This is a genomic window from Variovorax sp. HJSM1_2 (assembly GCF_049316285.1).
Classification (GTDB): Bacteria; Pseudomonadota; Gammaproteobacteria; order Burkholderiales; family Burkholderiaceae_C; genus Rhodoferax_B.
In genome coordinates, this window is record NZ_JBMOXA010000005.1 from 39,720 (window position 1) to 66,572 (window position 26,853).

Genomic DNA, 26,853 nt, shown 5'->3' on the forward strand with positions numbered 1-26,853 from the left:
GCAGCATGGAAACCAAGTGGCTGGAAGATTTTGTAAGCCTTGCCGAAACGCGCAGTTTCAGCCGCTCGGCGCAGCTGCGCCACGTCACACAACCGGCGTTCTCGCGGCGCATACAGGCGCTGGAAGGCTGGGCCGGTACCGATCTGGTCGATCGCACCTCCTATCCCACACGCCTGACCGCCGCAGGTGAAACCCTTTACGCCCAGGCGCTGGAGATGCTGCAGGCGTTGCAGAGTACACGCGCCATGCTGCGCGGCCACCAGTCGGCGGGCAAAGACGTGGTTGACTTTGCCGTGCCACACACACTGGCGTTCACTTTTTTTCCGCCCTGGGTCACGCAGCTCAAAGAGAAGTTTGGCCACTTCAAGAGCCGGCTGATTGCCGCCAACGTGCACGACGCCATGGTGCGCCTGGTCGAAGGTGGCTGTGACCTGCTCATCGCCTACCACCACAGCTCGCTGCCTATCCAGTTGCCGGCCGACCGCTACGAGATGGTGACGCTGGGCCAGGAGGTGATCGCCCCCTACGTGCGCGCCAATGCCGATGGTTCACCCATGTACCAATTGCCCGGCCATCCCGGCCAATTGCTGCCCTACCTGGGTTATGCGCCCGGTGCTTACCTGGGCCAGACGGTGGACATGATCCTGCAGCAGTCGGCCACGGCCATCCACCTCGACCGGGTGTACGAGACCGACATGGCAGAGGGCCTGAAAGCCATGGCGCTGGAAGGCCATGGCATCGCCTTTTTACCCAGCAGCGCGGTCAAGCGTGAACTGCGTGCGCGGCGCCTGGTGCCGGCTGCGCCGTCCACCCTGGGCGGCATGGAGATCGTGCTCGACATCCGGGCCTACCGCGAAAAACCTAGTGGCCCGGCAGCGGCCAAAAGCACAGCCCAGGCGCTCTGGGCCTATTTGGCGGGCTAGTCTTTTGCTAGGGGTTTTCCCCTGGAGTGGTGCGAGATAGCGCCAACTAAGCGCGCAAATCAAGCAGTGGTTGGCCGTTGCTTCGCTACGGTGCGGTAGCGGCCGACCCGGCTTGTCGCTATCTATGACGGTTATGCATAAAGCAGTCCGCATTCAGCATTGGAGTTTGGTGAAGCGCACATTTACAGTTCGCCACCTCCTCTAATGCCAAGGGCCTATATGTCAAACCAAGTGCGCGTCGAACACGACTTTCTGGGTGAAAAAGAGATTCCTGTCGCAGCCTATTGGGGTGTGCACACGGCGCGTGCGGTAGAGAACTTTCCGATCTCGGGCACCCGCATCTCGGCCATGCCCGACCTGATTCGCGCCCTGGCTTTCGTCAAGCAAGCGGCGGCCCGCACCAATCTGGAGTTGGGCGTGCTCGACGCCAAGCTGGCCGACGCCATTGTCGCCGCCTGCCACGACCTGGTGGCGGGGGAGTTGCATGCCGAGTTCGTGGTCGACGTGATCCAGGGTGGAGCCGGCACATCCACCAATATGAATGCCAACGAGGTGATCGCCAACCGCGCGCTGGAAAAGCTCGGTCTGGAAAAAGGCCGTTATGACGTATTGCACCCTAACGACCACGTCAACGCCTCGCAAAGCACCAACGATGTCTACCCCACAGCCGTGCGGATTGCGCTGTGGTTGGGCATAGAGCGTTTGCTGGCATCGATGGCCTTTCTGCGCGCAGGCTTCGAGGCCAAGGCCGACGAGTTCAAAAACGTGCTGAAAATCGGCCGCACGCAGTTGCAGGATGCCGTGCCCATGACGCTGGGCCAGGAGTTCCAGACCTATGCGGTGATGATGGGTGAGGACGAGTCCCGGTTGCGCGAAGCGCGCGCGCTGATCCAGGAAATCAATCTCGGCGCCACGGCCATAGGCACCGGCATCAACGCGCCGGGCGGCTACGCTGATCGGGCCTGCAAACTGCTGGCCGAAATCAGCGGCGTGCCGGTAGAAAAGGCCAGCAACCTGATCGAGGCCACGCAAGATACGGGCGCCTTTGTGCAACTGTCGGGTGTGCTCAAACGCGTGGCCTGCAAGCTCAGCAAAATTTGCAACGACTTGCGCCTGCTTTCCAGCGGCCCGCAGGCCGGCTTTGGCGACATCCGTTTGCCTGCACGCCAGGCGGGCTCGAGCATCATGCCCGGCAAGGTCAACCCGGTGATCCCCGAGGTGATGAACCAGGTGGCGTTTGAAGTCATAGGCAACGACATCACCGTGACCATGGCCTCCGAGGCCGGGCAATTGCAGCTCAACGCGTTTGAGCCCATCATGGGCTGGAGCCTGTTCAAAAGCATAGAGCACCTGAGCCAGGCTTGCCGCACGCTGCAAACCAACTGCGTGGCCGGTATTGAGCCCAACCACGAACTGCTGGCGAAACGGGTGCGCGAGTCGGTCACGCTGGTTACCGCGCTGAACCCCATCATTGGTTACGAGAAGGCCGCGCTGATTGCCAAAACCGCCATGAAATCCGGTGCAGCCATTGGCGAAGTCGCCGAGTCGCTGGGCATCATGACGCGCACTGAACTCGAGGCCTTGCTGGTGCCGGAGAGGCTGACACAACCTGTTTCCTTGGTGCGAAAAAGTGCACCTTGATGGAATACGGAGTGATTTCATTTGAACAAGAAAAACTATATAAATAGATTCAAGGTTTGTATTTTGTTCCGAGCGAAACATTCACCTGAATCGATTGGAGAGGACGACAAATGAAGAAAAAAATGCCTCAGGCGACCATCATCCTGATCGCCATGGTGCTTGGCATCATCCTGGGATACATGGTGTTCACCAGTTTTCCTGAGCGCAAAGCGGCCACGGAGATCGCAGGCTACATCTCCATCATTTCCGACATCTTTCTGCGTCTGATCAAGATGCTGATCGCGCCGCTGGTGTTTTCCACCCTGGTGGTGGGCATTGCGCACATGGGGGATGCCTCGTCCGTGGGCCGGGTTTTTGCCAAGGCGCTGGGCTGGTTCGTCACGGCATCGCTGATCTCGCTGGTGCTGGGGATGATCATGGCCAATTGGCTCAAGCCCGGGGCCAATCTGGGGCTGCCGCTGCCTGACATTGGGGCCTCGGCCGGCCTGGCCACATCCAAGTTCACGCTAAAGGACTTTGTCAGCCATCTGGTGCCCAAGTCTTTTGCCGAAGCCATGGCCAACAACGAGATCCTGCAGATTGTTGTGTTCTCTATGTTTTTTGGTGTGGCCTTGGCGTCTATGGGGGAAAAGGGCAAAACCCTGGTCTCCGCCATCGACGAGCTTTCTCACGTCATGCTGAAGATCACCGGCTACGTCATGAAGTTGGCGCCGTTGGCGGTGCTCGCTGCCATGGCCGCGACCGTGGCGGTGAATGGCCTGGAGATTCTGGTCAAGTTCGCCGTTTTCATGCGCGACTTCTATATCAGCCTGTTCCTGTTGTGGGGCATTCTGGTGTTTGCTGGCTTTGTGTTCTTGGGGCCACGTATCCTCAAGCTGCTGGTGCTGATCAAGGAGGCCTTCATGCTGTCGTTTGCGACGGCCAGCTCTGAAGCGGCCTACCCTAAGATTCTGGATGCGCTCGACCGCTTTGGGGTCAAACGCAAGATTTCCAGCTTTGTGATGCCCATGGGCTACTCGTTCAACCTCGATGGCTCCATGATGTACTGCACCTTTGCCGTGCTGTTCATTGCTCAGGCGTACGACATCCATCTGTCGCTGTCCACGCAACTGACCATGTTGTTGATCTTGATGCTCACCTCCAAGGGCATGGCTGGTGTGCCACGCGCATCGCTGGTGGTGATCGCCGCGACGCTGAACCAGTTCAACATTCCTGAAGCCGGCCTGCTGCTGATTCTGGGTGTGGATACCTTCCTGGACATGGGCCGCTCCGCCACCAATGCCGTGGGTAACTCCATCGCGACGGCGGTGGTCGCCAAGTGGGAAGGTGAGTTGGCGCCCGAGGCCGAAGCCGAGCGTTATGCCAAGCTCCTGGACGCGGAAGCGGCCACGAACATGGCTGGCCAAGTGCGCGCTTAAGCGAGGCCGCCATGTTTGCCTTCTTGCGACCCTTGTGCCTCAAACGCGGGCTTGCTGGCTTGCTGGTGTTGGCATTCAGTGTGGGAGTACTGGCGCAGTCAGCCGCGACCGGCCTCACCGGCACCCTGAAAAAGGCCTTTGATTCGGGCGCGGTGACCCTTGGCTACCGCGAGGCGTCGATCCCGTTCTCCTACATCTCGGCGCGCGGCGAGCCCATGGGTTATGCCATAGACATCTGCCGTGCCATCGTCGATGCCATGGGGGTGGCGGTAGACCGTGAACTGTTGATCAAATGGCGTCCGGTCACGGCCGAGTCGCGCATAACGGCCGTGACCTCCGGTGAGATTGATCTGGAGTGTGGCTCCACCACGAGCAATTTGGAGCGGCAGAAGCAGGTGGCGTTTTCGCCCACCACTTTTGTGTCCGGCTCCAAACTGATGGTGAAGAAGGGTTCGGCCATCAAGTCGTTCCGCGACCTGGTGGGCCAACGTGTTGTGGTGGCGGGCGGAACCACTGGCGAGAAGGCCATGCGCAGCCTGTCGGAAAAATTCAAGCTCAAGCTGAATTTTGTCGTGGCGACCGACTACGCCGAAGCCTTTGCCGCATTGGCTGCCGACAAGGCAGACGCCTTTGCGACAGACGATGTGTTGTTGTATGGCCTGCTGGCGCAGAACAAAGCCCAGGCCAACTACACGGTGGTGGGGGAGTTTTTATCGTATGACCCCTACGGCATCATGTACCGCAAGGGGGACCCCCCAATGGCGGCACTGGTAGCCAAAACCTTCAGCACGCTGGCCGAAGAAGGCGAGCTGGAGCGCTTATACACTCGCTGGTTTTTGAAGCGGCTGCCTTCTGGCGTCAGCATAGATTTGCCGATGAGCCCGCAATTAGGCACGATCATTCAAATGATGGTGCAGAAGCCAGAGTGATGCGGCGAGAATGTGACCTTTGGCCTGTTCTTGGGGCAAATGCCGAGATCAGGCATAGAGTCTGCATATAGACTGATATCGGACTGTTTCGATGCATTCTTACGCACCAATTTCGGGCTTCAGGCGCAAGGGTTATCCCTCGAGTCTGAGTTCTTAGAATTTTTTTGCGTAGTTCCTATTTTTACCTTGGAGTCTTTTTCATGAAGAAACAACTGCTCGCCATTGCGGTCACTGCTCTGGTTGCCACCGGTGCGTTTGCACAAGCTACCGACACTCTCGCGAAGGTCAAGGCATCTGGTTCCGTGACCATGGGTGTGCGTGATTCCTCCGGCGCTCTGTCGTACACCTTGGGTGATGGCAAGTACGCTGGCTATCACGTCGAAGTGTGCCAACGCATCATCGCCAATCTGGAAAAGGCTGCTGGCAAATCGCTGACGGTCAAGTACCAGCCCGTGACGTCGCAGAACCGCGTGCCTTTGATCCAGAACGGAACGGTTGATCTGGAATGCGGCTCGACCACCAACAACGCCACGCGCCAGAAGGACGTTTCGTTCGCGTTGACGACCTTTGTAGAAGAAGTCCGCATCGCGGTCAAAGCCAGCTCCGGCATCACCTCGATCGCACAGTTGAATGGCAAGACCGTGGCGACCACCACGGGTACCACCTCCGTGCAAACCTTGCGCCGTAACGAACGCGCTTCGGGCATGGACTTCAAGGAATTGCTGGGCAAAGACCACGCCGACAGCTTCTTGCTGCTCGAATCCGGCCGCGCCGATGCGTTCGTGATGGACGGCTCCATCCTGGCCGGCAACATTGCCAACGCCAAGAACCCCGCCGACTTCAAGATCGTGGGTGAAGTGTTGAGCGTGGAACCCATCGCCATCATGCTGCACAAGGACGACCCGGCTTTCAAGAAGCTGGCTGATGACACCATTCGTGATCTGATCAAGACCGGTGAACTCGCCAAGCTGTATGACAAGTGGTTCATGCAACCCATCCCACCAAAGAACGCACGTGTGGGCTTGGCTGCCTCCGACACGCTGAAGGCTGCCTGGGCCAACCCCAATGACAAGCCCATGGAAGACTACGCTAAAAAATAAGCACACTTAGTGGCTTAAGCGTGTAACCCCGTTCGATTCCGGACGGGGTTTGCCGTAAATGGGCCGCGTGATGCGGTCAATCAAAAATAAACGGCATCTCGTTTTCTTGGGAGAAATTTATGGATTGGCAGGTATTCCTGAACGACGACGGGGGTGGGCGCACCTACCTCGAGTGGATGATCAATGCCTGGGGATGGACGCTTTCCGTCGCCGGTTGCGCTTGGGTGGTCGCCATTGTGGTGGGCGCCTTGATCGGTACCGTGCGCACCTTGCCCAACAGTCCGTGGGCCGTGCGGCTTGCCAACGTCTGGGTTGAAATTTTCCGCAATGTGCCCTTGCTGGTGCAGATCTTTATTTGGTATTTTGTGTTGCCGAAGTTGTTTCCGGCGATGCAGCAGGTTCCTGGCTTTGCGTTGGTGGTTGTTGCACTTGGCTTTTTTACCTCTGCGCGTATTGCCGAGCAGGTGCGTGCCGGTATCCAGGCCTTGCCCAAGGGTCAGCGTTACGCCGGCATGGCCATGGGTTTCAGCACGGCGCAGACTTATCGTTATGTGATTCTGCCAATGGCGGTGCGCATCATCTTCCCGCCGCTGACCAGCGAATCGATGAATTTGCTGAAGAACTCTTCGGTGGCGTTCGCGGTGTCTATCGCCGAACTCACCACCTTCGCCATGCAAGCGCAGGAAGAAACCTCGCGCGGTGTCGAAGTCTATTTGGCGGTAACGGTTTTGTACGCCATCTCGGCCTTTGCGGTGAACCGCGTCATGGCGTTTGTGGAAAAACGATTGCAGATCCCTGGCTTCATTGTGGCTGGCGGCACCGGAGGGGGACACTGATATGGGCGATTTTGACCTTTCCTTTTTTACCTGGGAGATGCTCAGCAAGTTCGTGCTGAAGGGCTTCATCTTCAGTCTGGAACTCACGGCCATCGCCACCGTTGGCGGCATCATCTTTGGCACCATCCTGGCGCTGATGCGTTTATCGGGTAAGAAGTTTCTGATGGTGCCTGCCACCATCTACGTCAACGGCATGCGCTCCATTCCGCTGGTGATGGTGATCTTGTGGTTCTTCCTGTTGGTGCCCAGTTCGTTCTACGCGCTGTTTGGTTCTACCGGTGTGGACTACCGCTCGGAGATTTCGGCCATCATCACCTTCATTGCCTTTGAGGCGGCTTATTTCAGCGAGATCATGCGTGCCGGTATCCAGTCCATCCCGCGTGGGCAGGTGCATGCTGGCCAGGCGCTGGGTATGACCTATTCGCAGAACATGAAGCTGGTGGTGCTGCCGCAGGCGTTTCGCAACATGCTGCCGGTGCTGCTGACGCAGACCATCATCTTGTTCCAAGATACCTCGCTGGTGTATGCCATTGGTGCGTATGACCTGCTCAAGGGCTTCTCAACGGCAGGCAAAATTTACGGCCGCCCTGAAGAGGCTTACCTGCTGGCCGCTGTGGTGTACTTTATTCTTTGCTACTTGTTGTCCTATTCGGTCAAGAAGTTGCAGGCCAAGATTGCCATCATTCGCTGAACCAGCTGAACTAGATTCGTGGAGAAAACATGATTGAAATTAAGAACGTATCCAAATGGTATGGCCCGGTTCAGGTGCTGAACGACTGCAATGTGAGCATCTCCAAGGGTGATGTGGTGGTGGTCTGCGGCCCGTCGGGTTCTGGCAAGTCGACTCTAATCAAAACCGTGAACGCACTCGAACCCTTCCAAAAGGGCGAGATTTTTGTCGACGGCGTGCCACTGCACGACCCCAAGACCGACCTGCCCAAGCTGCGTAGCCGTGTTGGCATGGTGTTCCAGCACTTTGAACTGTTCCCGCATTTGTCGGTCACCGAGAACCTCACGTTGGCGCAGATCAAGGTGTTAGGCCGCTCGGCTGATGACGCCAAGGTGCGTGGCCTGAAGATGCTGGACCGCGTGGGCCTGATGGCGCACAAGGACAAGTTCCCTGGCCAGCTCTCCGGCGGCCAGCAGCAACGCGTGGCCATCGCCCGTGCCTTGAGCATGGACCCCATGGTGATGTTGTTTGACGAACCGACCTCTGCACTCGACCCGGAAATGGTCGGCGAAGTGCTGGACGTGATGGTCACCTTGGCCAAGGAAGGCATGACCATGATGTGTGTGACCCACGAAATGGGCTTTGCGCGCAAAGTGGCCAGCCGCGTGATCTTCATTGACGTGGGTGGGCGTATTCTGGAAGACTGCTCAAAGGAAGAGTTCTTCGGCCACCCGGAAAACCGCCAGCCGCGCACCAAGGATTTCTTGAACAAGATCCTGCAGCACTGAGCCGCCGGCCCAACGGCTTAGTCCAAACAAAAAGCCCCGCAGTGCAAACTGTGGGGCTTTTTGATATGTGGAGCGCGGTGCTTACTTCACCGGGCGTGCTGCGATTGCCTTCTCGGCGCGCGTCACCAGGTCGGCACCGATCTGCGACTTCCATTTGTCGTACACCGGGCGCGTGGCCTTGACGAACTCGCCGCGTTCGGCGGGGGTCAACTGGGTCACCGTCACACCCATGCTGGCAATGTCTTTCAGCAGCGGTTTATCGGCTTCCACCAGGCCTTTGCGCGCGATGACGATTTCTTGCTGGCCGGCGTCGAGTGCGGCTTGTTTGACAATGGCTTGGTCGGCAGGTGTCCACGACGACCAGATTTCCTTGTTGACCACAAAGATCAACGGGTCTGCCACGTAGCCCCAGGTGGTCACAAACTTCTGGCCTACGTTGTGCATCTTCAGCACGGTGAACAGGAACAACGGGTTCTCCTGTCCGTCGACCGCGCCGCTGGCCAACGCAGGTTGGGCATCGGCCCAGCTCATTTGTGTGGGGTTGGCGCCCAGCGCGGTAAACACATCGGCAAACAGCGGCGAGCCCACCACACGAATCTTCATGCCCTTTAAATCGGCCGGCGACTTGATGGCGTGTTTCGAGTTGGTGATTTCGCGGTAGCCGTTTTCGCCCCAGGCGAGTGGCACTACGCCGGCTTTTTCAATCGTCTTGAACAGGTCTTTGCCCACATCGCCCTGCGTCAGCGCGTCCAGCGCGGCGTAGTCGGGCATCAGGAACGGCATGGAGAACAGGTTCAACTGCTTCACCTGCGGCGACCAGTTGATGGTGGAGCCCACCGCCATGTCGATCACACCCTGGCGCAGTGCGCTGAACTCACGCGTCTGGTCGCCCTGGATCAGCGACACGCCGGGGTACAGCTTGATGTTGATACGGCCTTGGGTGCGCTCTTTCACCAGGTCTGCCCAGATCTTGCCGGCCTGGCCCCAGGGTGTGGGCGGGCCCAGCACCAGCGACATCTTGTATTCGGCCTTGTAGGCGGCCTGCGCCAAAGCCGTGCCAGAGAAGGCGGCCAGTGCGGCTGCGGCGGCTACGACGGTCAGCAGGGTTCTGCGGAATTTCATGCTTTGTCTCCTTGGGTAAATCGAGGTTTAAAGTTTTAGTAACCGAGGCGCGCGGGCAGCCACAGCGCCAGTTGTGGCCAGGCGATCACGGCCACCATCACCAGGAACATGGCAAACAACATCCAGCCGACCCAGCGCACGGTTTCTTCCATGCGCACGTTGGCGATGCGGCACGACACCATCAGGTTCACGGCCAGCGGCGGCGTGAATTGGCCCAGTGCCACCTTCAGCGTCAGGATGACACCAAACCACACCGGGTCCCACTTGTAGTACTGCACGATGGGCCACAGCAGCGGCACAAAGATCAGGAAGATGGACACACCGTCGAGGAACATGCCCACGGTGATCAGCATCACGATCAGCAAGGCCAACACGCCGTATTCACCCAGGCCCGAGTTGACGATGGCCTTGGCCACGGGGTCGATCACGCCCAGCGTGGAGAGTGAATACGCAAAGATGCCGGCCAGCGACACCACCAGCAAGATCACCGCCGACAACTCGCCCGACTCACGCAAGATCACAAACAGGTCGCGAACCTCGATGGTGCGGTAGATCGCCATGCCAACAAACAAGCCGTAGAACACCGCCACCACGGCTGCCTCGGTGGGCGTGAACCAGCCCGCGCGCATGCCGCCCAGAATCAGCACCGGCGCGGCCAGGCCCCAGGTGGCTTCGCGAAAGCTCTTCCAGAATTCGGGCTTGGGCAGCGTCGCCTCCAACGCGCCCATTTTGTGTGAGCGCGACATCCACACCGCCGGAATGATCAGTGCCAAACCGGCCAAGATGCCCGGGATCATGCCCGCCGCAAACAGCGCCGGCACCGAGGCGCCTGGCACCAGCACCGAGTAGACGATGAACGCTACCGAGGGCGGAATCAAGATATCGGTCGCCGCCGCCGCGCCCACCACGCTGGCCGAGAACGCGGCCGGATAACCCGCACGCGACATGGCCGCAATCATCACCGCGCCCACGGCCGCCGCGTTGGCCGGGCCCGAGCCCGAGATGCCGCCCAGGAACATGGCCACCAGAATGGCCACCATGGGCAACATGCCGGGGCCGCGCCCGACGATGGCAATCGCAAAGTTCACCAGCCTCAGGGCCACACCCGAACGGTCGAAGATCGAGCCGACCAGCACAAACATGGGAATGGCCAGCAGCGGGTACTTGCCCAGGCCGGCATAGAAGTTCTGCGGCACGGCCAGCAGGCCAAACCATTGCGCATCGGCATTGGCCAAGGCAATACAGGCCGCGCCGGCCAGGCCGAGCGCGGCGCCGATCGGCACACCGACCAGCATCATCAGCACAAAGGCGACGAAGAGCAGGGTGGCGATCATTCGGCGTCCCCTGCTGCTGCGTCCACCTGGCGGCCACGGCGAATGAACAAACCCACGGCGCGCAGGCCTATGGCCGTCGACACAATCGGCAGCCAGATCGAATACCACCACTGCGGCACACCAATGCCGGGTGAGGTTTCTTCAAAGGTATAGTCGTCGTAGACCATGCGCAGGCTCAAGCCTGCGATCAGGAAGAACAACGCCGCCACCATGACCGCGCCAAACTGCGACAGCCGCTTGCGCCGCGCCATAGAGCCGCTTTCCGAAAAGTACTCGATGCGGATGTGCCGGTCGCGCGCCACGGCCGCCGAACCGGCCACCATGGCCAGCAAAATCATCAGGAAAACCGAGAACTCTTCGGTCCAGGCAAAAGAGCTGTCAGTGAAATAGCGCACCAGCACGTTGGCAAAGGTGATCAAGGCCAGCAGGGCCATGATGACCACGGTGGCCCAGTCTTCAATCTTCAGCGGCACGCGGGTGGCGGGATCTGCTTCGGCTGCAACTTCGAGGTTGGGATCGGGGGGAGGGGTGCCAGGGCTTGAAGGGGAAGACATCGGTGACAAAAAAATGACGTAAGACCTGGAAGAGGGCGATTGAGGCGGTTTGGGCGCTTGGGATGGGATAGCCTGCCTACAGGCGAATCCGCGGCAGCCCGGCCAAACATCATATCTTTGGGTCACCCCACGAAGCATGGGGATTTTCCTGGGGATACAGCGAGGTTTGAGCCGGGCAGTGAGCCGGGCACATTGGCGGTGCGACAATCCTACGCATGACGACCACCACCGCCCCTGAAGCCCTGAGCGCCAGCCTGCGCTCCCCCGTCAACAGCATCACCGTCGCCCGCCCGGACGACTGGCACCTGCACGTGCGCGACGGTGACGCCCTGCACACCACCGTGCCACATTCGGCCGTGCAAATGGGTCGTGCACTGATCATGCCGAATCTGCGCCCGCCGGTCACCACGGCGGCGTTGGCTCAGGCCTACCGCGAGCGCATTCTGGCGGCCACACCGGCACGTGCCTCTGGTGGTGCGGCGTTCAACCCACTGATGTCGCTGTACCTCACCGACAATCTGGCCCCGGAAGAGATCGCCCGTGCCAAAGCTGCCGGTGTGGTGGCCGCCAAGCTTTACCCCGCTGGCGCCACCACCAATAGCGACGCGGGTGTGACCAGCCTGAAGAAGATCTACCCTACGCTTGAAGCCATGCAACGTGCAGGCATGCTGCTGCTGGTGCACGGTGAAGTCACCGACCAAAGCATAGACCTGTTCGACCGTGAAGCGGTGTTCATCGACCAGCAACTGATACCGCTGCGCCGCGACTTTCCCGAGCTGAAGATCGTGATGGAACACATCACCACCAAAGAAGCCGCGCAATACGTGGGCGAGGCCGACCAGTACCTGGGCGCTACCATCACCGCCCACCACCTGCTGTACAACCGCAATGCCATCTTCACCGGCGGCATCCGCCCGCACTACTACTGCCTGCCGGTGCTGAAGCGCGAAACCCACCGCCTGGCGCTGGTCGAAGCCGCCATCAGCGGCGCCGGCCGCTTCTTCCTTGGCACCGACAGCGCGCCACACGCGGCGCATCTGAAGGAACACGCCACGGGTTGCGCCGGTTGCTACACCGCCCACGCCGCGATTGAGCTGTACGCCGAAGCCTTCGACCGCGTGGGGGCTATTCATCAGCTCGAAGCCTTTGCCAGCTTCAACGGCCCCGACTTCTACAAGCTGCCGCGCAACACCGACAAGGTCACGCTGCAGCGCGAAAGCTGGACGCCACCGCCCAGCTTTGCCTTTGGCGAAGCCGAACTCAAGCCTCTGGCCGCCGGGGAAGCCTTGTCTTGGAAGCTGGTAGGCTGAGTTTCAGCGCGTCCATCGACTGGACGCGCCCTTGGCTGCAGCCCTTGCGCCCCCTAGGCCAAGCGGCCGCAGCGCTGCTGCAGCAGGGCCATACGGTGGCCGAAGCGCTGAACGCCGTGGCTGCCACCTTGCCTACTGGCGGCGTGCGGCGTTTCGTCCCGCAAACCGCGCTGCCCGAGGGGGAGCCCTACGAGCGCTACATCTTCGAGACGGGCAACGTGCCCACGCGCGACAACCTGCACGACTTCTTCAACGGCCTGTGCTGGCTGCACTATCCGCAAACCAAGGCGCGGCTCAACCAATTGCAGGCCGAGCAGATCGCGCTGCGCGGCATCGGCCCGGTGCGCGGGCCGGTGCGTGACGCGCTCACGCTGTTCGACGAAAACGCCGCCGTATTGCTGGCGCCGTCGGCCATCTGGCAGGCGCTGACCGAGCGTGCCTGGCACACCGCGTTTTGCACGCTGCGCCCGGCCTGGGCCGAGGTGCGGGTGCAATTGTTTGGCCATGCGCTGATGGAGCAGTTGGTGTTTCCGCGTAAATCGATCACGGCGCATGTCTATGTAGCGCAGTCAGCTATTGAATCAGTAGCAAGCATTGACGGCCATATCAGCGCTGAGCTGGCGCCCGATTGGCTCGCGGGCAAGCCGTTTATCCCCTTGCCAGTTCTGGGCGTACCCGGCTGGTGGCAAGGAAATTCGGTGGTTTCCTTCTATGATGACGCCACTGTTTTCAGGCCACGCCGCGCCACAAAAACCGACATAACAACGCAACACGTGGCAGCCTAAGACCGCTCTGGTTGGCTTGATTTGGCGCGTAAAGCCCGCATCTGGCAGACCAAAGAGCTTTTTCTTGTTCCCACGTCTCGACCCCACGGAGAATCCATGAAACGTATTGTTTTGTTTTTGCTGACCAACATTGCCGTTGTCGCAGTGCTCGGCATTGTGGCTAGCCTGTTGGGTGTGAACCGCTACCTCACCGCCAACGGCCTCAACCTCGGCGCCTTGCTCGGCTTTGCGCTGGTGATGGGTTTTGGCGGCGCCATCATTTCGCTGCTCATCAGCAAGCCCATGGCCAAGTGGAGCTCGGGTGTGCGCGTCATCAACCAGCCGCAGAACGCGGATGAAGCCTGGATCGTCGAAACGGTGCGCCGCTTCGCCGACAAGGCCGGCATCGGCATGCCTGAAGTCGGTGTTTTTGAAGGCGACCCCAACGCCTTCGCTACCGGCGCGTTCAAGAACTCGGCCCTGGTGGCGGTGTCCACCGGCTTGCTGCAAGGCATGACACGTGAAGAAATCGAAGCCGTGATCGGCCACGAAGTGGCGCACATTGCCAACGGCGACATGGTCACCATGACGCTGATACAGGGCGTGATGAACACCTTTGTGGTGTTCTTGAGCCGCGTCATCGGCTACGCGGTAGACAGCTTTCTGCGCAAGGGTGACGATCGCGACAGCGGCCCCGGCATTGGCTACATGGTCACCACCATCGTGCTCGACATCGTGCTCGGCTTTGCTGCTGCCATCATCGTCGCTTGGTTCTCGCGCCAACGCGAATTCCGCGCCGACGCCGGTGCCGCGCAACTGATGGGCCGCAAGCAGCCCATGATCAATGCGCTGGCCCGTCTGGGCGGCATGCATCCGGCCGAGTTGCCCAAGAGCGTGGCCGCCATGGGCATTGCCGGCGGCATTGGCCAACTGTTCTCCACGCACCCGCCTATCGAGCAGCGTATTGCCGCGCTGCAAAACGCGCAAGGCTAAGCCGTCTTGTCCGTGGATTTGCGTTTTGAATGGGCGCGCTTGGGAGACCTGAGCGCGCCCGCTTTCCATGCCGCCATGGTGCAGCGCGAGGCGGTGTTCATCATCGAACAAAAGTGCATCTTTCCCGATGCCGATGCCTACGACCTGCAATGCTGGCACTTGCTGGCCTGGGCTGGCCATGATCTTGCCGCCTACCTGCGCGTGACCGACCCCGGCAGCAAATACCCCGAGCCCTCGCTGGGCCGTGTGCTCACCAACCCGGCTTATCGCGGCAAAGGCCTGGGCCAACTGCTGTTGACCGAAGCCCTGGTGCGCTGCGAACAAACCTGGCCTGCTCATGCCAACCGCATTGGTGCGCAGCACTACCTGCTGAAGTTCTACCAGGGCTTTGGCTTCGAGCCGGTGTCTGATGTCTACCTCGAAGACGACATTCCGCACATCGAGATGCTGCGGCCAGCTATCGCCCGGTAGAGCGCGGTAAAGCCCGGTAAATGACACGTGGCGGCACGGGTGCCGACGCACTCGCGCGTGCCGGACGCACGGCCCCGACGCCATGGGCGGCCCTGCGGGCGCCGCTGGACACTGCGCCAGCAAACGCTCCCACAAGGCCCCAGGTTTGACAGGGTTTGCGATTGCATGAGAATAATTCGCATTTATAATTATTCTCCAACCCTCTCTTATTCCATCACCTGCGCTCTCCAGCGCAGCACATTTTGATCTTCATGAGTGCTACTCCGCACACCGCTGGCCGCGTCGTGGGGCGCATTGCCGCCGGCATGCTCGGCGGCTACGCCTTCACCTGGGGCTTTATTGCCTTGCTCATAGGCGTCACATTTGCCGCTGACATGGAGTTCCACGACGCCGAAGCCCTGGGCTACATCCTCGGCTTTATTGTTTTTCTGGTGGCTTTTCTATGGGCCTTTGTCGCGCCCAGCCTGGCGCGTGTCTGGCTGGTGCTGGCCGGTGGCGGTGCGCTGATGACCGGCGCCGCCTGGTTGGTGCAGCGTTCGCTGCTTTGATGTCGTAGAGGATTCCTACCGTGTTTCAGAACTTCCGACTGGCCATGGCCTGGCTGCACACCTGGTTTGGCCTGGTGCTGGGCTTTGTGTTGATGGTGGTGTTTTTCTTCGGCTCGTTGTCGGTGTTCGACCGCGAGATCGACCGCTGGGCCATTCCTGAATCGCGCTTTGCGCCGCAGCCCATGCCCTCGTTCGACAAGGTGCTGCTGCCGGTGTTCCAGGAGATGAAGCCGACGCCGCAGAACATCGAGCTGGCACGCAGCCGCCTCAAAGAGGGCAGCGGCCCCATGGCCGAGAGTTTCCCGGTGATCAAAAGCTGGGGCGCCTACACCACCCACCGCGATCCGGTGCTGGGCATGTTCAGCAGCTACGAGTTGCCCAATGCCAAAGACCCCGAAGACAGCGTATGGGGCACACGCACCATTGACCCGCGCAGCGGCAAGTCGCTGCCCGACGACCACCTGAAAATCGGCAGCCAGTTCTTCTACCCGCTGCATTACAGCCTGCATCTTGAATGGCTGAACCTGGGCTACTGGATCGTCGGCTTTGCGGCACTCATCATGCTGGTGGCGCTGGTCAGCGGTGTGGTGATGCACCGCAAGATCTTCCGTGAGCTGTTCACCTTCCGGCCGAAGAAGCACACCCAGCGCAGCGCGCTCGACCTGCACAACCTCACGGGTGTGGTGGCGCTGCCGTTCCACTTCATCTTTGCGTTCTCGGGCCTGGTGATTTTTGGCGGCATCTACTTCCCGGTGACACACACGCAGTTGGAGCCGCTGCACGAACTGCATGAAAAACACGAGGCGCTGGAAACCGGCCTGCCACACGAGCGCGCGGGCGTGGCTGCGCCGCTGGCCTCGGTTGACGCCATGGTGGCCGAAGCCCAACGCCGCTGGGCCGCCAAGGGCATGGCGGGCGACGTGGGCTTCCTCAATGTGCAGCACGTGGGCGACGCCAACAGTTATGTCAGCGTGTACCGCGCCGGCACCGACCGCATTGCCCTGACCGGTGAAGGCATCCACTTCAAGGCGTCCAGTGGCGAAGTGCTGCGTGAAGACCCGCCGCTCACCCCCGTGGCCAGCGTCAACACCTTCCTGACCGGACTGCACCTGCAGCACTTCCGCCACTGGCTGCTGCGCTGGCTGTATGTGCTGGGCGGCTTGTCGGGTTGTGTGTGTATCGCCACCGGCTTCATCTTCTTTGTCGAGAAGCGCAAGCGCCAACATGCCAAACAGGGCAAAACCGGTGCGCGCTGGGTGGATGCGTTTGCGGTGGCTACCGTCACCGGCATGCTGATTGCCGCACTCGCCATGCTGATCGCCAACCGGCTGCTGCCGTCCGAGCTTTCGCCTGGCATGCCGGGCAAGGGCGACATGGAGCAATACATCTTCTGGGGCGCATGGGTGCTGGCTTTTGTGCACGGCATCTGGCGCACATCTTCGGTGGCCCAGGCGCGCATGGCGCCCGCCTGGATGGAACAGTGCTGGGCGGTTGCGGTGATGGCGGTGGTCGCTGTGCTGCTGAACTGGTTCAGCACCGGCGACCACCTGTTGCGCACGCTGGGCGCAGGCTACTGGCCCGTGGCCGGTGTGGACCTGTTCATGCTGGCCAGCGCCATCGTCGCGGTGATGGCCGCGCGCAAGCTCGGTCGACGCGCCGCTGCTGTGCCCGCTGGCGCCCGGGCTGCTGCGCGGGCGAACGTGGCTACTTCAGAAGAGGGCGCCCATGCCTGACGTATTGCTCTTTGGCTTGGCCGTGCTGGTCAACATCGCCGGCCTGGGTTGGTTGGCCCTGGCCATGGACGTGCACTGGGAGCAGGCGCTGGGCCCGGTGCCCGCATCCGGCGCCACCATCAAGCTGCTGCGTGTGCTGGGCGTGGCAGGCTTGGTTGCGTCGCTGCTGCTGTGCCTGAGTGTGGACCATGCCTCCATGGCTTCTCTGGTCTGGTTCATGACCTTGGCCGGCGCGGCCTTGGCGATTGCGTTCACGCTGACCTGGCGCGCACATTGGCTGGGCCTGTTGGTCGGCAAGCTGCGCTCGGCTGCGTAAGCGCCCTCAAGCCATGGTCACAAATCAGCATCACAAGCCATCAAGCTGATGCCGCTGGTGCCACTGCGCCAGTGACTCTTGGGGCCAGTGCTGCTCATGTACATGGCCCTCGCCCTTGGGCACATCCACCCAGTTGGCGGCATAGACCAATGCGGCCTCCACCACTTCAGGCGGTTTGGGCAAAGGGGTGTCTATGGCCGAGGCATGGGGGTGCACCAGCTCGGGCCAGCGTGGGTCAAAAAGCCACAGCGCGCTGCCGCATTTGAGGCAGAAGCGACGTTCGGCCTTGGAGCGTATGGCGCGTTTGCCCGGATTTTCAGTGTCGCGCATCAGCGCGTGGTAACAGCCCAGGTGCTTGGCGCCTTTCACCTTGAGTGTTGCCGCGTCGCCGCCCAGGTTGATCGCATAACCGCCGCCGCCGGCCGTCTTGCGGCAGATCGAACAGTGGCAGTGCAGGAATGGCACGGGGCTGTGCGCCTCCAGGCTGAAGCGCACAGCACCGCAATGGCATGAACCTTCCAAGTGCATAGAAAGCCTTCCGAACGTGGTGGCTTTCCAGTATGGCGCAGGTGACGCGGTGTGTGCACCCTGCCTAGCGGGGGCTCAGTGCAGGCGCCGCCAGGCCTGCGCACGCAGCAGCGCAAAGAACTCCAGGCAGCCCATCAGCAGGCATGCGGGGATGGCGACGGCCCGGATCAGAACAACTTTGCGCATGGACATGGCGAACCCCCTTTGAGCGGTCAGTACGACCAGGGTAGTCGTGGTTTGTGACGCTGCTGTGTCTGCGAGAAATATCGTCCGGTGGCGTTGATGTCGCGGTACGCTAGTGTTTAAAACGCGTTCTGATCACCCACCACCACAAACATCTTGCCGACTGTTGACCTGCCTGAACTGGAGGCGCTGGAGCGCAGCATCGCACTAGGTGCAGCCCACCTGCAGGTGCGCACGGTGCGCCATGTCGAGGTGCCTGGTGGCGGTTGTTATCCGGTGTACGCGATCACGCTGGGCAACCCGTCGCCCGATGTGCCGGCCGTGGGTTTTTTTGGCGGCGTGCACGGGCTGGAGCGTATAGGCGCGGGCGTGGTGCTCGCCTACCTGCACCACCTGGCCGTGCGGCTGCGCTGGGACAGCGCCCTGCACCAGCAGTTGGAGAACATCCGGCTGGTGTTCATGCCCATCATCAACCCCGGCGGCATGGCCCTGGGCACACGCGCCAATCCGCGTGGTGTGGACCTGATGCGCAATGCACCGGTCGATGCGCTCGAGCCCGTGCCGTTTCTGGCCGGTGGCCAGCGTTACAGCCCGCGCCTGCCTTGGTACCGGGGGCTGCATGCCGCTGAAATGGAGGCCGAGAACCAGGCCGTGTGTGAAGTGGTGCAGGCCGAACTGTTGTCGCGCAGCTTCAGCCTGGCGGTCGATTGCCATTCCGGCTTTGGTGTCACCGACAGGCTGTGGTTTCCCTACGCCCATACCCGCAAACCCATAGACCACCTGGCCGAGATACACGCGCTGCAAGCCATCTTTGCGGAGTCGCTGAGCCAGTACCGCTATGTGTTCGAGCCGCAGAGCCTGCAGTATCTGGCCCACGGTGATTTGTGGGACCACCTCTACCGCCAATCGACGGCACAGCCCGAGCGCGTGTTCCTGCCGCTGACGCTGGAGATGGGCTCGTGGTTGTGGATCAAGAAAAACCCGCGCCAACTGTTTTCGCGCCACGGCATTTTCAACCCGCTGATCGCGCACCGCCAGCAGCGCGTGTTGCGCCAGCACCAGGCCTTGCTGGAGTTTCTGACACGCGCCGCCCACGGCCATGTGTTGTGGCGCCCGGCAGCAGAACACCGCGCCGCGGAGCACGCCCTGGCTTTGCAGCGTTGGTACTGAACAATGGGCAACCTCACATGAGCACCTGGATCTTGCTGCGCGGCCTGACCCGAGAAAGCGGGCATTGGGGATCGTTTGTCTCGCAGTTTGAAGCGGCGCTGCCCGGCCAGCGTGTGATCGCGCTAGACCTGCCTGGCAATGGCAGGCTACATGCGCAATGCAGCCCGGCCGACGTGCAAGGCATGGTGGCGCATTGCCGCACAACGTTGGCCGAGATGAGCATCACCGAGCCAGTGGCACTGCTGGGCATGTCGCTCGGCGCCATGGTGGCCGTGGCCTGGGCCCACGGCTATCCGTCTGAGGTCTCGGCTTTGGTGCTGGTCAACACCAGCCTGCGGCCGTTCAGCCCGTTTTACCAACGCTTGCGGCCGCGCACCTATGCACCGCTGCTGCGCCTGGTGTTGCGCAGTGCCACGGCCGAAGAATGGGAGCAGACCATTTTGCGCATCACCAGCAACACCGGCCCCGCACGGCATGCCGCTGTGCTGGCGGCTTGGGTAGGGCTGCGCGAACAACATCCCGTGGCGCGTGCCAACGCATTGCGGCAACTGTTGGCCGCCACGCGTTACCGCGCGCCTGCGTCGTCCCCACGCGCAGCCATGCTGCTGCTGGCCAGCGACCACGATGGCCTGGTGTCGCCGCAATGCTCAGCGACCCTGGCTGCGCGCTGGCAATGTGACTTGCAGCGGCATCCCACGGCGGGGCACGACCTGCCGCTGGACGACGCGCCTTGGGTGCTGGCGCAGATCCGGCGCTGGTGGCTGGAGCACACCGTGGGTTGACGTCACGTCAACTGGCGGCGGCCTGCTGAAAATCAGCGCCATGTGAATTTGGTTTTGGCAGAAGTGTGCTTACGCAAACGCCAACACCGCCTCCAGCATCTTGCGCAAATGCGGTTGCACCTTGGCCGCCAAATCGGGCCGGTAGGCAAACGGCAGCGTCTCTTCCATGTACGAAGACTGCGTCATCTCCAGCTGGATGGCGTGTACGTTTTGTGCGGGCTGGCCGTACTGGCGCGTGATGTAGCCGCCGGTGAAGCGGCCATTCAGGACTGAGGTGTAGCCGTCGGCCTGCGCGGCTTGGGCAATGCCGAACACGCTTTGCGCCAGGGACGGGTCGCAGCTCGTGCCTTTGCCTGTGCCCAGGTTCAGGTCGGGCAGCTTGCCTTCAAAAAAGCGCGGCAGCACCGAGCGTATGGAGTGTGCGTCCCACAACATGGCCACGCCGTGTTGTTGGCGTATGCGCGCGAGTTCGCTGGCGAGTTGTGTGTGGTAAGGCTGCCAGATGGCGTCGCGGCGCGCGGCGATTTCTTCGTCCGTAGGCACATCGCCGTTGGGGTAAAGCGGCGTGTCGTCAAAGGTGTCGACCGGGCACAGGCCGGTGACACTTTGGCCGGGGTAGAGGCTGGCGCCGTCGGGCGGGCGGTTCATGTCGACCACGTAGCGTGAGTGGGTGGCGACCAGGATGGAGGCGCCGAGTTCACGCGCGAAGGCGTAGAGGGTTTCCAGGTGCCAGTCGGTGTCGGGCACCTGGCGCGCCTCTTCACTCAGGCGCGCTTTGATGCCCGGTGGCACGTAGGTGCCGACGTGGGGCATGGAGACCAGCAGCGGCGCCGTGCCTTGGTGGAAGGTGAAGGCCGGCTGGTCGCTGACGGTGTTTTGGGTGATGGTGTTGCTCAAGATGGCTCTCCTCAATTCGATGCCAGTAGTTGACGGCGCGCGGCCACAAATGCAGCGGCGGCGCTGGCGCTTTGGGCGTGGCACCCGGCTTTTACACGGGGCACACCGGCGACCCACACGTCGGCCACGGCCGAGGTGCGGTGACTGGCGAACACGTGGGCCGAGAGTTGTTCGGGTGCTGGCAAACCTTGCAGCGCGATGTGCTGGGCGTCGAGCGCCACACAGTCGGCCAACTGGCCCACGGCCAAGCCACCCACGGGGCGGCCAGCGGCTTGGGCGCCGCCGGCCACGGCCTGCAGCGTCATGGCGGTGGCGACCTGCGGTTGTGCTGCTGTAGCGAGCACGTTGCGCTGGCGCAGTTGCAGGCGCTGGCCGTATTCCAGCAGCATCAATTCTTCAGCGGCGTTGACGCTGGCGTGGCTGTCCGAGCCCACGCCCCAGGCGCCACCGGCGGCCAGCCAGGCGGGCAGGTCGAACAGGCCGTCGCCCAGGTTGGCTTCAGTGCTGGGGCACAGGCCGGCCACGGCGCCGGTTTGTGCGGCGCGGGTGTACTCGGTGGGTGTCATGTGGGTGGCGTGCACCAGGCACCAGCGTGTATTGACGTCGGCGTGGTTCAGCAGCCATTCCACTGGGCGCTGGCCGCTCCAGGCCAGGCAGGCGTCGACCTCGCCGGTTTGTTCGGCAATGTGGATGTGCACCGGCGCTTGGGGGTTGATGGCGTTGAGCCCTTCGATGGCGGCGGCCAGGCTGTCGGGTGGCACGGCGCGCAACGAGTGTGGCGCCAGGCCTAGGGCGGCACCTTGCGCTGCGCACAGTGGTTGCAGGCGCTGCAGCAGCTTCAACATCGAGTCGGTGCTGCGGATGAAGCGTGCCTGGCCCGGTGTGGGCGCCAGGCCGCCAAAGCCGCTGGTCTGGTACAGCACGGGCAGCAACGTGAGGCCGATGCCTGCCGTGTGTGCGGCGCGCAGCAGCGCCAGGGCAAGCGTGGCGTCGTCGGCGTAGGGCTGGCCGTCGCGCTCGTGGTGCACATAGTGGAACTCGCACACCGAGGTGTAGCCGGCCTCCAGCATTTCGATGTAGAGCCAGGTGGCGATGGCCTCGATCTGTTCGGGGCCGAGTTGTGCCGCAAAGCGGTACATCAGCGTTCGCCAACTCCAGAAACTGTCTTGCGCAGCACCCCGAAATTCGGTGAGGCCGCCAAATGCACGCTGGAAGGCGTGTGAGTGCAGATTGGGCAGGCCGGGCAGCAGCGGGCCGGAGGTGGTGGGCACAGCTGCGGGCAAAGTGGTGTTGGGTGTGACGGCGGTGAACACACCGGCATCGTTCCACTGCAGCAAAACGTTTTGTGCCCAGCCGGTGGGCAGCAGGGCGTGTTCGGCGAACAGCGCTTGTGGTTGGCTATGCGCCATGGGATGGATCTTTCGAAGCTAAATCGTTGCGCAAGTCGTTTCGCACCACGCGCCCCTGGCGCACGATGGTGCAGGCGGGTTTTTGGCCGAACCAGTAGGCCAGCTCTGCCGCTTCAGCCACAGGCCACAACACGAAGTTGGCCGGGCGGCCGCTGGCCAGCAGGCCGTGGCTGTCTTGCAGGCCCAGCGCACGCGCGGCGTGGGTGGTGATGCCGGCCAGCGCTTCGGGCACGGTCAGGCGAAACAGTGTGCAGGCCATATTGGCCATGAGCAGCAGGCTCAGTGCGGGCGAGGTGCCGGGGTTGTGGTCGGTTGACACCGCCATGGGCACACCAGCGGCGTGCAGGCCGGCGATGGGCGGCAACTGCGTGTCGCGCAGTGTGTAGTAGGCGCCGGGCAGCAACACGGCCACCGTACCAGCCGATTTCATGGCGGCGATGCCGTCCGCGTCCAAGTGTTCGATGTGGTCACACGACAACGCGCCGTAACGCGCGGCCAGCGCGCTGCCGCCCATGTTGGAGATTTGTTCGGCGTGTAACTTCACCGGAATGCCGAGGCGCTGCGCGGCCTGGAACACCAACTCGGTTTCGGTCAGCGAGAAGGCGATGCGTTCACAGAACACGTCTACCGCATCGACCAGGCCTTCGGCGGCCAGGGCGGGCAGCATCTGCTCACACACCAGCTTGATGTAGTCGGCGCTGCGGCCCGTGTATTCGGGTGGCAGTGCGTGCGCGCCCAGGAAGGTGGTGCGCACCGTCACGCCCAGGGCCTCGCCCAGGCGGCGCGCCACGCGTAGTTGTTTGCGTTCGTGCTCCAGCGCCAGGCCGTAGCCCGACTTGATTTCGATGGCGCAGACACCTTCATCGAGCAGCGCTTGCAGACGCGGCAGCGCGGCTTGGAACAAGGCGTCTTCACTCGCCTTGCGTGTGGCTCGTACCGATGAGACGATGCCGCCGCCGGCCTTGGCCACGTCTTCGTAGCTGGCACCGGCCAGGCGCATGGCGAACTCGTTGGCGCGTTGGCCGCCGTAGACCAGGTGGGTGTGGCAATCGACCAAGCCCGGCGTGACCAGCGCACCAAAGCCTGCATGGCGCGGCAGTGCGGCGAAGGCGGCGGGCAGGGCGTCGCTTGGGCCTACCCAACGGATTTGGCCGTCCTGCACCACCAGGCTGACGAGTGTGGTTGCGGGCACGGGCACATCGGGCTGCGCCAGCTCGGCGGCGAGCTGCAGCTTCTCCCATACGCCATCGGCGCTGTAAGCCGGGATCGCAGAGGTGTGTGGCATGTGGTGTCCTCAGGCGGCGGGTGAGAGCGCAATCCAGGCCACGCAGGCTGGTTGGCCGGGCTTGGAGACCGGTTGCAGCCGCAGCGGGGCCTGGGCTTGGTCGTGCCACGACCAACCCTGGCCGGGCTTGATGTATTGGCCGCTTTCGTCCGAGGGCGTGACCTGCCACATGCCGGCCAGCACCAGGCACAGGCCTGCGGGTGTGCTGCCGGGCTGGCAGGTCTGGTGGATCACCTCAACATCGCCCTGCCACGCGCCGCGCCGCCGCATCAGGTTGAAGTCGGTGGAGGTGCCGCCTTGCAACTGGCAATCCACCGCCACGTCGCCCGAGAAAGCAAACGGTTGCCAGCGTTGCACCAAGGCGTGGTTCAAGCTGCCATCGGCGGTGCTGAGTTGTACGCCATCACCGTCGAGCAGCATGATCTGCCGGTCAACGCCGGCAAACGCCGAGAACGGGCCAGAGGCGGCGATGGTGGCCACACTCACGCGCCACTCAAAGCTGTCCATGCCCGCGCCGGGCGGCCAGCAGGCCAGCTCGCGGGTGCTGCCACCGCCGTTTTTCCAGGGGCTGGGGGTGATCTTGGCGAGGTCAAAAAATTGCATATCTGATGAGGGTCAGTTGCTGCTCAGCAGCAGCGGAAACAAGGGGTGATCCATAGCCGCACCGGCGGGCAGGCTGTCGGCCAGGCCGGGAAATTCGGGCGAGGTTTTCCAGGGGCGTGGTGCGTGGCGCACGTCGTCGCCCAGGAAACGCACCGAGAACACACGCCGCCGGTTCGGGCCGTCCACACCGGCGGCCGCATGCAGGGCCAGCATGTGGAAACACACCACGTCGCCGGGTTCAATTTGCCAGCCTATGATGGGAAAGGTATCGCGCTGCGCTTCTATGTCGGGCAGGTCGGCCAGGCTGCCTTCGGGGAACCACTTGGCCTGGTTGTCCATGAAGCTGCGCGGCATGAGCCACGGGCCCTTGTGTGAGCCGGCGACAAATTCCAGCGTCGATGCGCGCGAAACCGGGTCGACCGGAATCCACATGCTCACGTTCTGCTGGCCTTCGATGTTGTAGTAGGGCTGGTCCTGGTGCCAGGGCGTGCGCTGGCGTGTGCCGGGTTCCTTCACCAACAGGTGGTCGTGGTACAGGCGTACCGTGTCGGACGCCATCAGCTTTTGTGCGGCCAGGGCCAGCGGCGCTTCATGAATGAAGCGGGCAAACTGGTCAATGTCTTGCCAGTTGCAGAAGTCTTCAAAGAAGCGCCCCGGGTCATCGGGACGGCTGGCCACTTTGGCGCGCGGGCTGGGTTGGGCCAGATTGGCTTCGATGCCATCGCGCAACAACGCCACTTCTTCTGGCGAGAGCAATTGCCGGATGCAGATGGCGCCGTCGCGCGCGAAGTCTTGCACCAGGGTGTCGGTCAGGCGTGCCTGAACGCGGGCTTGGATCTCGGCAGAAAAAGTGGGTGACGTTGTCTCGGGCATTGGCAGATCTCTTTTTTTAAGTTCTAGTCAAAACCGCCTGCAAAAACGAGCGTGTGCGCTCTTGGGTAGGCGCGGTAAAAATCGTCTCCGGCGGGCCGGCCTCGATGATGCCACCGCCGTCCATCACCACCACCACGTCGCCCACTTCACGAGCGAAATCCATTTCGTGCGTGACCACCATCATGGTCATGCCTTCCGCGGCCAAGACCTTCATGACCTGCAGCACTTCGCCCACCAGTTCGGGGTCGAGTGCGGAGGTGGGTTCGTCGAACAACATCACGCGTGGATGCATGGCCAGCGCACGCGCAATCGCCACGCGTTGTTTTTGCCCACCCGACAAGCTGGCCGGCATGGCGCTGGCTTTGTGCGCCAGGCCCACCTTGGCGAGCAGGGCATGGGCTTCGGTTTCGGCCGCTGCGCGCGACAACTTGCGCAGCATGCGCGGGCCCACGGTCACGTTGTCGAGCACGCTCAAATGCGGGAACAGGTTGAACGACTGAAACACCATGCCCACTTCTTCGCGCAACGCGTTCAGCTCGGCCTCAGACAACATCGTGCCGTCTCGTACCAGCGTGCGGCCGCAGATGTCGATCTGGCCGCCCTGCGGTTGCTCCAGCCCGTTGCAGCAACGCAGAAAGGTGCTTTTGCCCGAACCGCTGGGGCCAATGACGACCACCACTTGTGAGGGCAACACGTCGAAGTCAATGCCGTTGAGCACAACGTGGTCACCAAAGGCCTTACGCAGGCCACGGATGCGCACCATAGGTTCACCAGCAGCAGATTCGATTTTTTTCAATGCAGCGTTCATTGCACCATGCCTCCAGCGCGCAGGCGCAGTTCAATGTGGCGCAGCACCAGGGTGGTGATGCCCGTCAAAATAAAGTAGACCACGGCGATCGCGAGGTAGACCTCGAGCGAGCGGTACGACACGCTGATGATCTTCTGCCCTTCGTGCATCACGTCGTGTATGGTCAAGAGCGACACCAGTGCCGAGTTCTTGATGAGTGCGATGAATTCATTGCCCAGCGGCGGAATCATGCGTACAAAGGCTTGCGGCAAGATCACCGCGCGCATGGCCTGGCCGGACGACATGCCTATGGAGCGCGCGGCTTCCATCTGGCCTTTGTCTATGGACTGGATGGCGCCGCGCACCACTTCAGACACATAGGCGCCCGAGTAAATGCCCAGGCCGATCACGCCGCAGACAAACGCCGGCAGCAGGATGCCGAACTGCGGCAGGCCAAAAAACAGAATGAACAACTGCACCAGCAAAGGTGTGCCGCGAATCACCGCCACGTAAGCCGTGCACAGGCTGTAGATGAAGCGGCGCTTGGGGTTGAGCCGGCCAATGCCGATCAGCAGGCCCATGACGCAGCCGAGCAGCAGCGAGGCGGCGGTGACCTCTATGGTCACGGCGGCACCGCGCAGCAGTTGGGGCCAACCGGCCCATACGGGGGAAAAATCTAAATCCATATCGAGTGAGGACGCGGTTGGTTTTTGGGAGGGCTAAGGATCCTCTGCGTGAATCGACGCGAGGGCGGGGAGTGCGGATAGGGATGGGATGCAAGGCGCGTTTTGCAGCCAATAGCCGTAGCTATTGGCAAGAAGCGCAACGCCGCAGACCGCCCGAGCCGTGCTGCCACGCACCGTGTTGATTTATGCAGAGGATCCTT

The 26,853-nt window shown here is 62.0% G+C and carries 28 protein-coding genes; 17 read left to right on the plus strand and 11 right to left on the minus strand.

Annotated features, from left to right (window positions below):
* Positions 1–5: 5 nt before the first annotated feature.
* The 8 genes from ACFQ95_RS07040 (at position 6) to ACFQ95_RS07075 (ending at position 8,305) form a co-directional block, all read left to right on the plus strand.
* A complete protein-coding gene (locus tag ACFQ95_RS07040; protein ID WP_422830134.1) occupies positions 6–923 on the plus strand; it encodes a LysR substrate-binding domain-containing protein in 918 nt (305 codons plus the stop codon).
* A gap of 219 nt (positions 924–1,142) precedes the next feature.
* Entirely contained in the window at positions 1,143–2,564 is a 1,422-nt protein-coding gene (locus ACFQ95_RS07045) for an aspartate ammonia-lyase (RefSeq protein ID WP_422830135.1), read from the plus strand.
* A 110-nt stretch (positions 2,565–2,674) separates the two neighbouring features.
* Positions 2,675–3,982: a dicarboxylate/amino acid:cation symporter gene (locus ACFQ95_RS07050; RefSeq protein WP_422830136.1), complete on the plus strand. Its 1,308-nt coding sequence runs from the start codon at positions 2,675–2,677 to the stop codon at positions 3,980–3,982.
* Between the two features lie 11 nt (positions 3,983–3,993).
* A complete protein-coding gene (locus tag ACFQ95_RS07055; protein WP_422830137.1) occupies positions 3,994–4,911 on the plus strand; it encodes an amino acid ABC transporter substrate-binding protein in 918 nt (305 codons plus the stop codon).
* 200 nt (positions 4,912–5,111) lie between these two features.
* Positions 5,112–6,011 (plus strand): transporter substrate-binding domain-containing protein, encoded by a 900-nt coding sequence (locus tag ACFQ95_RS07060; protein ID WP_422830138.1) that lies wholly within the window; start codon positions 5,112–5,114, stop codon positions 6,009–6,011.
* Positions 6,012–6,130: 119 nt separating this feature from the next.
* Positions 6,131–6,847: an amino acid ABC transporter permease gene (locus ACFQ95_RS07065; protein WP_422830139.1), complete on the plus strand. Its 717-nt coding sequence runs from the start codon at positions 6,131–6,133 to the stop codon at positions 6,845–6,847.
* A gap of 1 nt (position 6,848) precedes the next feature.
* Positions 6,849–7,538: an amino acid ABC transporter permease gene (locus tag ACFQ95_RS07070; protein ID WP_422830140.1), complete on the plus strand. Its 690-nt coding sequence runs from the start codon at positions 6,849–6,851 to the stop codon at positions 7,536–7,538.
* A gap of 29 nt (positions 7,539–7,567) precedes the next feature.
* Entirely contained in the window at positions 7,568–8,305 is a 738-nt protein-coding gene (locus ACFQ95_RS07075) for an amino acid ABC transporter ATP-binding protein (RefSeq protein WP_422830141.1), read from the plus strand.
* A gap of 81 nt (positions 8,306–8,386) precedes the next feature.
* On the opposite strand, the gene ACFQ95_RS07080 is transcribed toward ACFQ95_RS07075, so the two are convergent.
* The 3 genes from ACFQ95_RS07080 to ACFQ95_RS07090 are packed head-to-tail and all read right to left on the minus strand — an operon-like array spanning position 8,387 to position 11,315.
* Positions 8,387–9,427, minus strand: a complete 1,041-nt coding sequence (locus ACFQ95_RS07080) for a DctP family TRAP transporter solute-binding subunit (protein ID WP_422830142.1) — start codon at positions 9,425–9,427, stop codon at positions 8,387–8,389.
* 35 nt (positions 9,428–9,462) lie between these two features.
* Positions 9,463–10,761, minus strand: coding sequence for a TRAP transporter large permease (locus ACFQ95_RS07085; RefSeq protein ID WP_422830143.1), 1,299 nt, complete (start codon positions 10,759–10,761; stop codon positions 9,463–9,465).
* Positions 10,758–11,315, minus strand: a complete 558-nt coding sequence (locus ACFQ95_RS07090; RefSeq protein WP_422830144.1) for a TRAP transporter small permease — start codon at positions 11,313–11,315, stop codon at positions 10,758–10,760. Before ACFQ95_RS07090 ends, ACFQ95_RS07085 begins: the two co-directional genes overlap by 4 nt.
* Before the next feature lie 215 nt (positions 11,316–11,530).
* On the opposite strand from ACFQ95_RS07090, the gene pyrC reads away from it, so the two are divergent.
* The 7 genes from pyrC to ACFQ95_RS07125 all read left to right on the plus strand — a co-directional run bounded on the left by pyrC (position 11,531) and on the right by ACFQ95_RS07125 (position 17,450).
* The gene (pyrC, locus tag ACFQ95_RS07095) at positions 11,531–12,625 is read left to right on the plus strand and encodes a dihydroorotase (protein WP_422830145.1); all 1,095 of its coding nucleotides are present in this window, start codon (positions 11,531–11,533) and stop codon (positions 12,623–12,625) included.
* A complete protein-coding gene (locus ACFQ95_RS07100) occupies positions 12,607–13,410 on the plus strand; it encodes a DUF3025 domain-containing protein (protein WP_422830146.1) in 804 nt (267 codons plus the stop codon). Before pyrC ends, ACFQ95_RS07100 begins: the two co-directional genes overlap by 19 nt.
* 96 nt (positions 13,411–13,506) lie before the next feature.
* Positions 13,507–14,382: a protease HtpX gene (htpX, locus tag ACFQ95_RS07105; protein WP_422830147.1), complete on the plus strand. Its 876-nt coding sequence runs from the start codon at positions 13,507–13,509 to the stop codon at positions 14,380–14,382.
* 12 nt (positions 14,383–14,394) lie between these two features.
* A complete protein-coding gene (locus tag ACFQ95_RS07110; protein WP_422830342.1) occupies positions 14,395–14,853 on the plus strand; it encodes a GNAT family N-acetyltransferase in 459 nt (152 codons plus the stop codon).
* Between the two features lie 251 nt (positions 14,854–15,104).
* The gene (locus tag ACFQ95_RS07115) at positions 15,105–15,401 is read left to right on the plus strand and encodes an iron uptake protein (protein WP_422830148.1); all 297 of its coding nucleotides are present in this window, start codon (positions 15,105–15,107) and stop codon (positions 15,399–15,401) included.
* Positions 15,402–15,421: 20 nt separating this feature from the next.
* A complete protein-coding gene (locus ACFQ95_RS07120) occupies positions 15,422–17,134 on the plus strand; it encodes a PepSY-associated TM helix domain-containing protein (protein WP_422830149.1) in 1,713 nt (570 codons plus the stop codon).
* Positions 17,127–17,450 (plus strand): DUF3325 domain-containing protein, encoded by a 324-nt coding sequence (locus ACFQ95_RS07125; protein WP_422830150.1) that lies wholly within the window; start codon positions 17,127–17,129, stop codon positions 17,448–17,450. The genes ACFQ95_RS07120 and ACFQ95_RS07125 overlap by 8 nt, the downstream gene beginning before the upstream one ends.
* A gap of 30 nt (positions 17,451–17,480) precedes the next feature.
* Here the strand turns inward: ACFQ95_RS07125 and ACFQ95_RS07130 are convergent, their stop codons facing one another.
* A complete protein-coding gene (locus ACFQ95_RS07130) occupies positions 17,481–17,978 on the minus strand; it encodes a GFA family protein (RefSeq protein ID WP_422830151.1) in 498 nt (165 codons plus the stop codon).
* Between the two features lie 339 nt (positions 17,979–18,317).
* On the opposite strand from ACFQ95_RS07130, the gene ACFQ95_RS07135 reads away from it, so the two are divergent.
* Positions 18,318–19,331, plus strand: coding sequence for a M14 family zinc carboxypeptidase (locus ACFQ95_RS07135; RefSeq protein ID WP_422830152.1), 1,014 nt, complete (start codon positions 18,318–18,320; stop codon positions 19,329–19,331).
* A gap of 17 nt (positions 19,332–19,348) precedes the next feature.
* Positions 19,349–20,113: an alpha/beta fold hydrolase gene (locus ACFQ95_RS07140; protein ID WP_422830153.1), complete on the plus strand. Its 765-nt coding sequence runs from the start codon at positions 19,349–19,351 to the stop codon at positions 20,111–20,113.
* Between the two features lie 69 nt (positions 20,114–20,182).
* Here ACFQ95_RS07140 and hutG read toward each other — a convergent pair whose 3' ends face one another.
* Genes hutG through ACFQ95_RS07175 form a run of 7 tightly spaced genes read right to left on the minus strand, consistent with a single transcriptional unit; the run spans position 20,183 to position 26,653 of the window.
* Positions 20,183–21,010: an N-formylglutamate deformylase gene (gene hutG, locus ACFQ95_RS07145; RefSeq protein WP_422830154.1), complete on the minus strand. Its 828-nt coding sequence runs from the start codon at positions 21,008–21,010 to the stop codon at positions 20,183–20,185.
* An 11-nt stretch (positions 21,011–21,021) separates the two neighbouring features.
* A complete protein-coding gene (locus tag ACFQ95_RS07150; RefSeq protein WP_422830155.1) occupies positions 21,022–22,419 on the minus strand; it encodes a formimidoylglutamate deiminase in 1,398 nt (465 codons plus the stop codon).
* Positions 22,409–23,704, minus strand: coding sequence for an imidazolonepropionase (gene hutI, locus ACFQ95_RS07155; protein ID WP_422830156.1), 1,296 nt, complete (start codon positions 23,702–23,704; stop codon positions 22,409–22,411). The genes ACFQ95_RS07150 and hutI overlap by 11 nt, the downstream gene beginning before the upstream one ends.
* 9 nt (positions 23,705–23,713) lie before the next feature.
* Positions 23,714–24,307: a HutD family protein gene (locus tag ACFQ95_RS07160; RefSeq protein ID WP_422830157.1), complete on the minus strand. Its 594-nt coding sequence runs from the start codon at positions 24,305–24,307 to the stop codon at positions 23,714–23,716.
* Between the two features lie 12 nt (positions 24,308–24,319).
* Complete coding sequence (locus ACFQ95_RS07165) at positions 24,320–25,180, minus strand: phytanoyl-CoA dioxygenase family protein (protein ID WP_422830158.1); 861 nt, start codon at positions 25,178–25,180, stop codon at positions 24,320–24,322.
* A 16-nt stretch (positions 25,181–25,196) separates the two neighbouring features.
* The gene (locus ACFQ95_RS07170; protein WP_422830159.1) at positions 25,197–25,988 is read right to left on the minus strand and encodes an amino acid ABC transporter ATP-binding protein; all 792 of its coding nucleotides are present in this window, start codon (positions 25,986–25,988) and stop codon (positions 25,197–25,199) included.
* Positions 25,985–26,653 carry an amino acid ABC transporter permease gene (locus ACFQ95_RS07175; RefSeq protein ID WP_422830160.1) on the minus strand — a complete coding sequence of 223 codons (669 nt, stop codon included), beginning with the start codon at positions 26,651–26,653 and terminating at the stop codon, positions 25,985–25,987. Before ACFQ95_RS07175 ends, ACFQ95_RS07170 begins: the two co-directional genes overlap by 4 nt.
* Positions 26,654–26,853 lie beyond the last annotated feature (200 nt).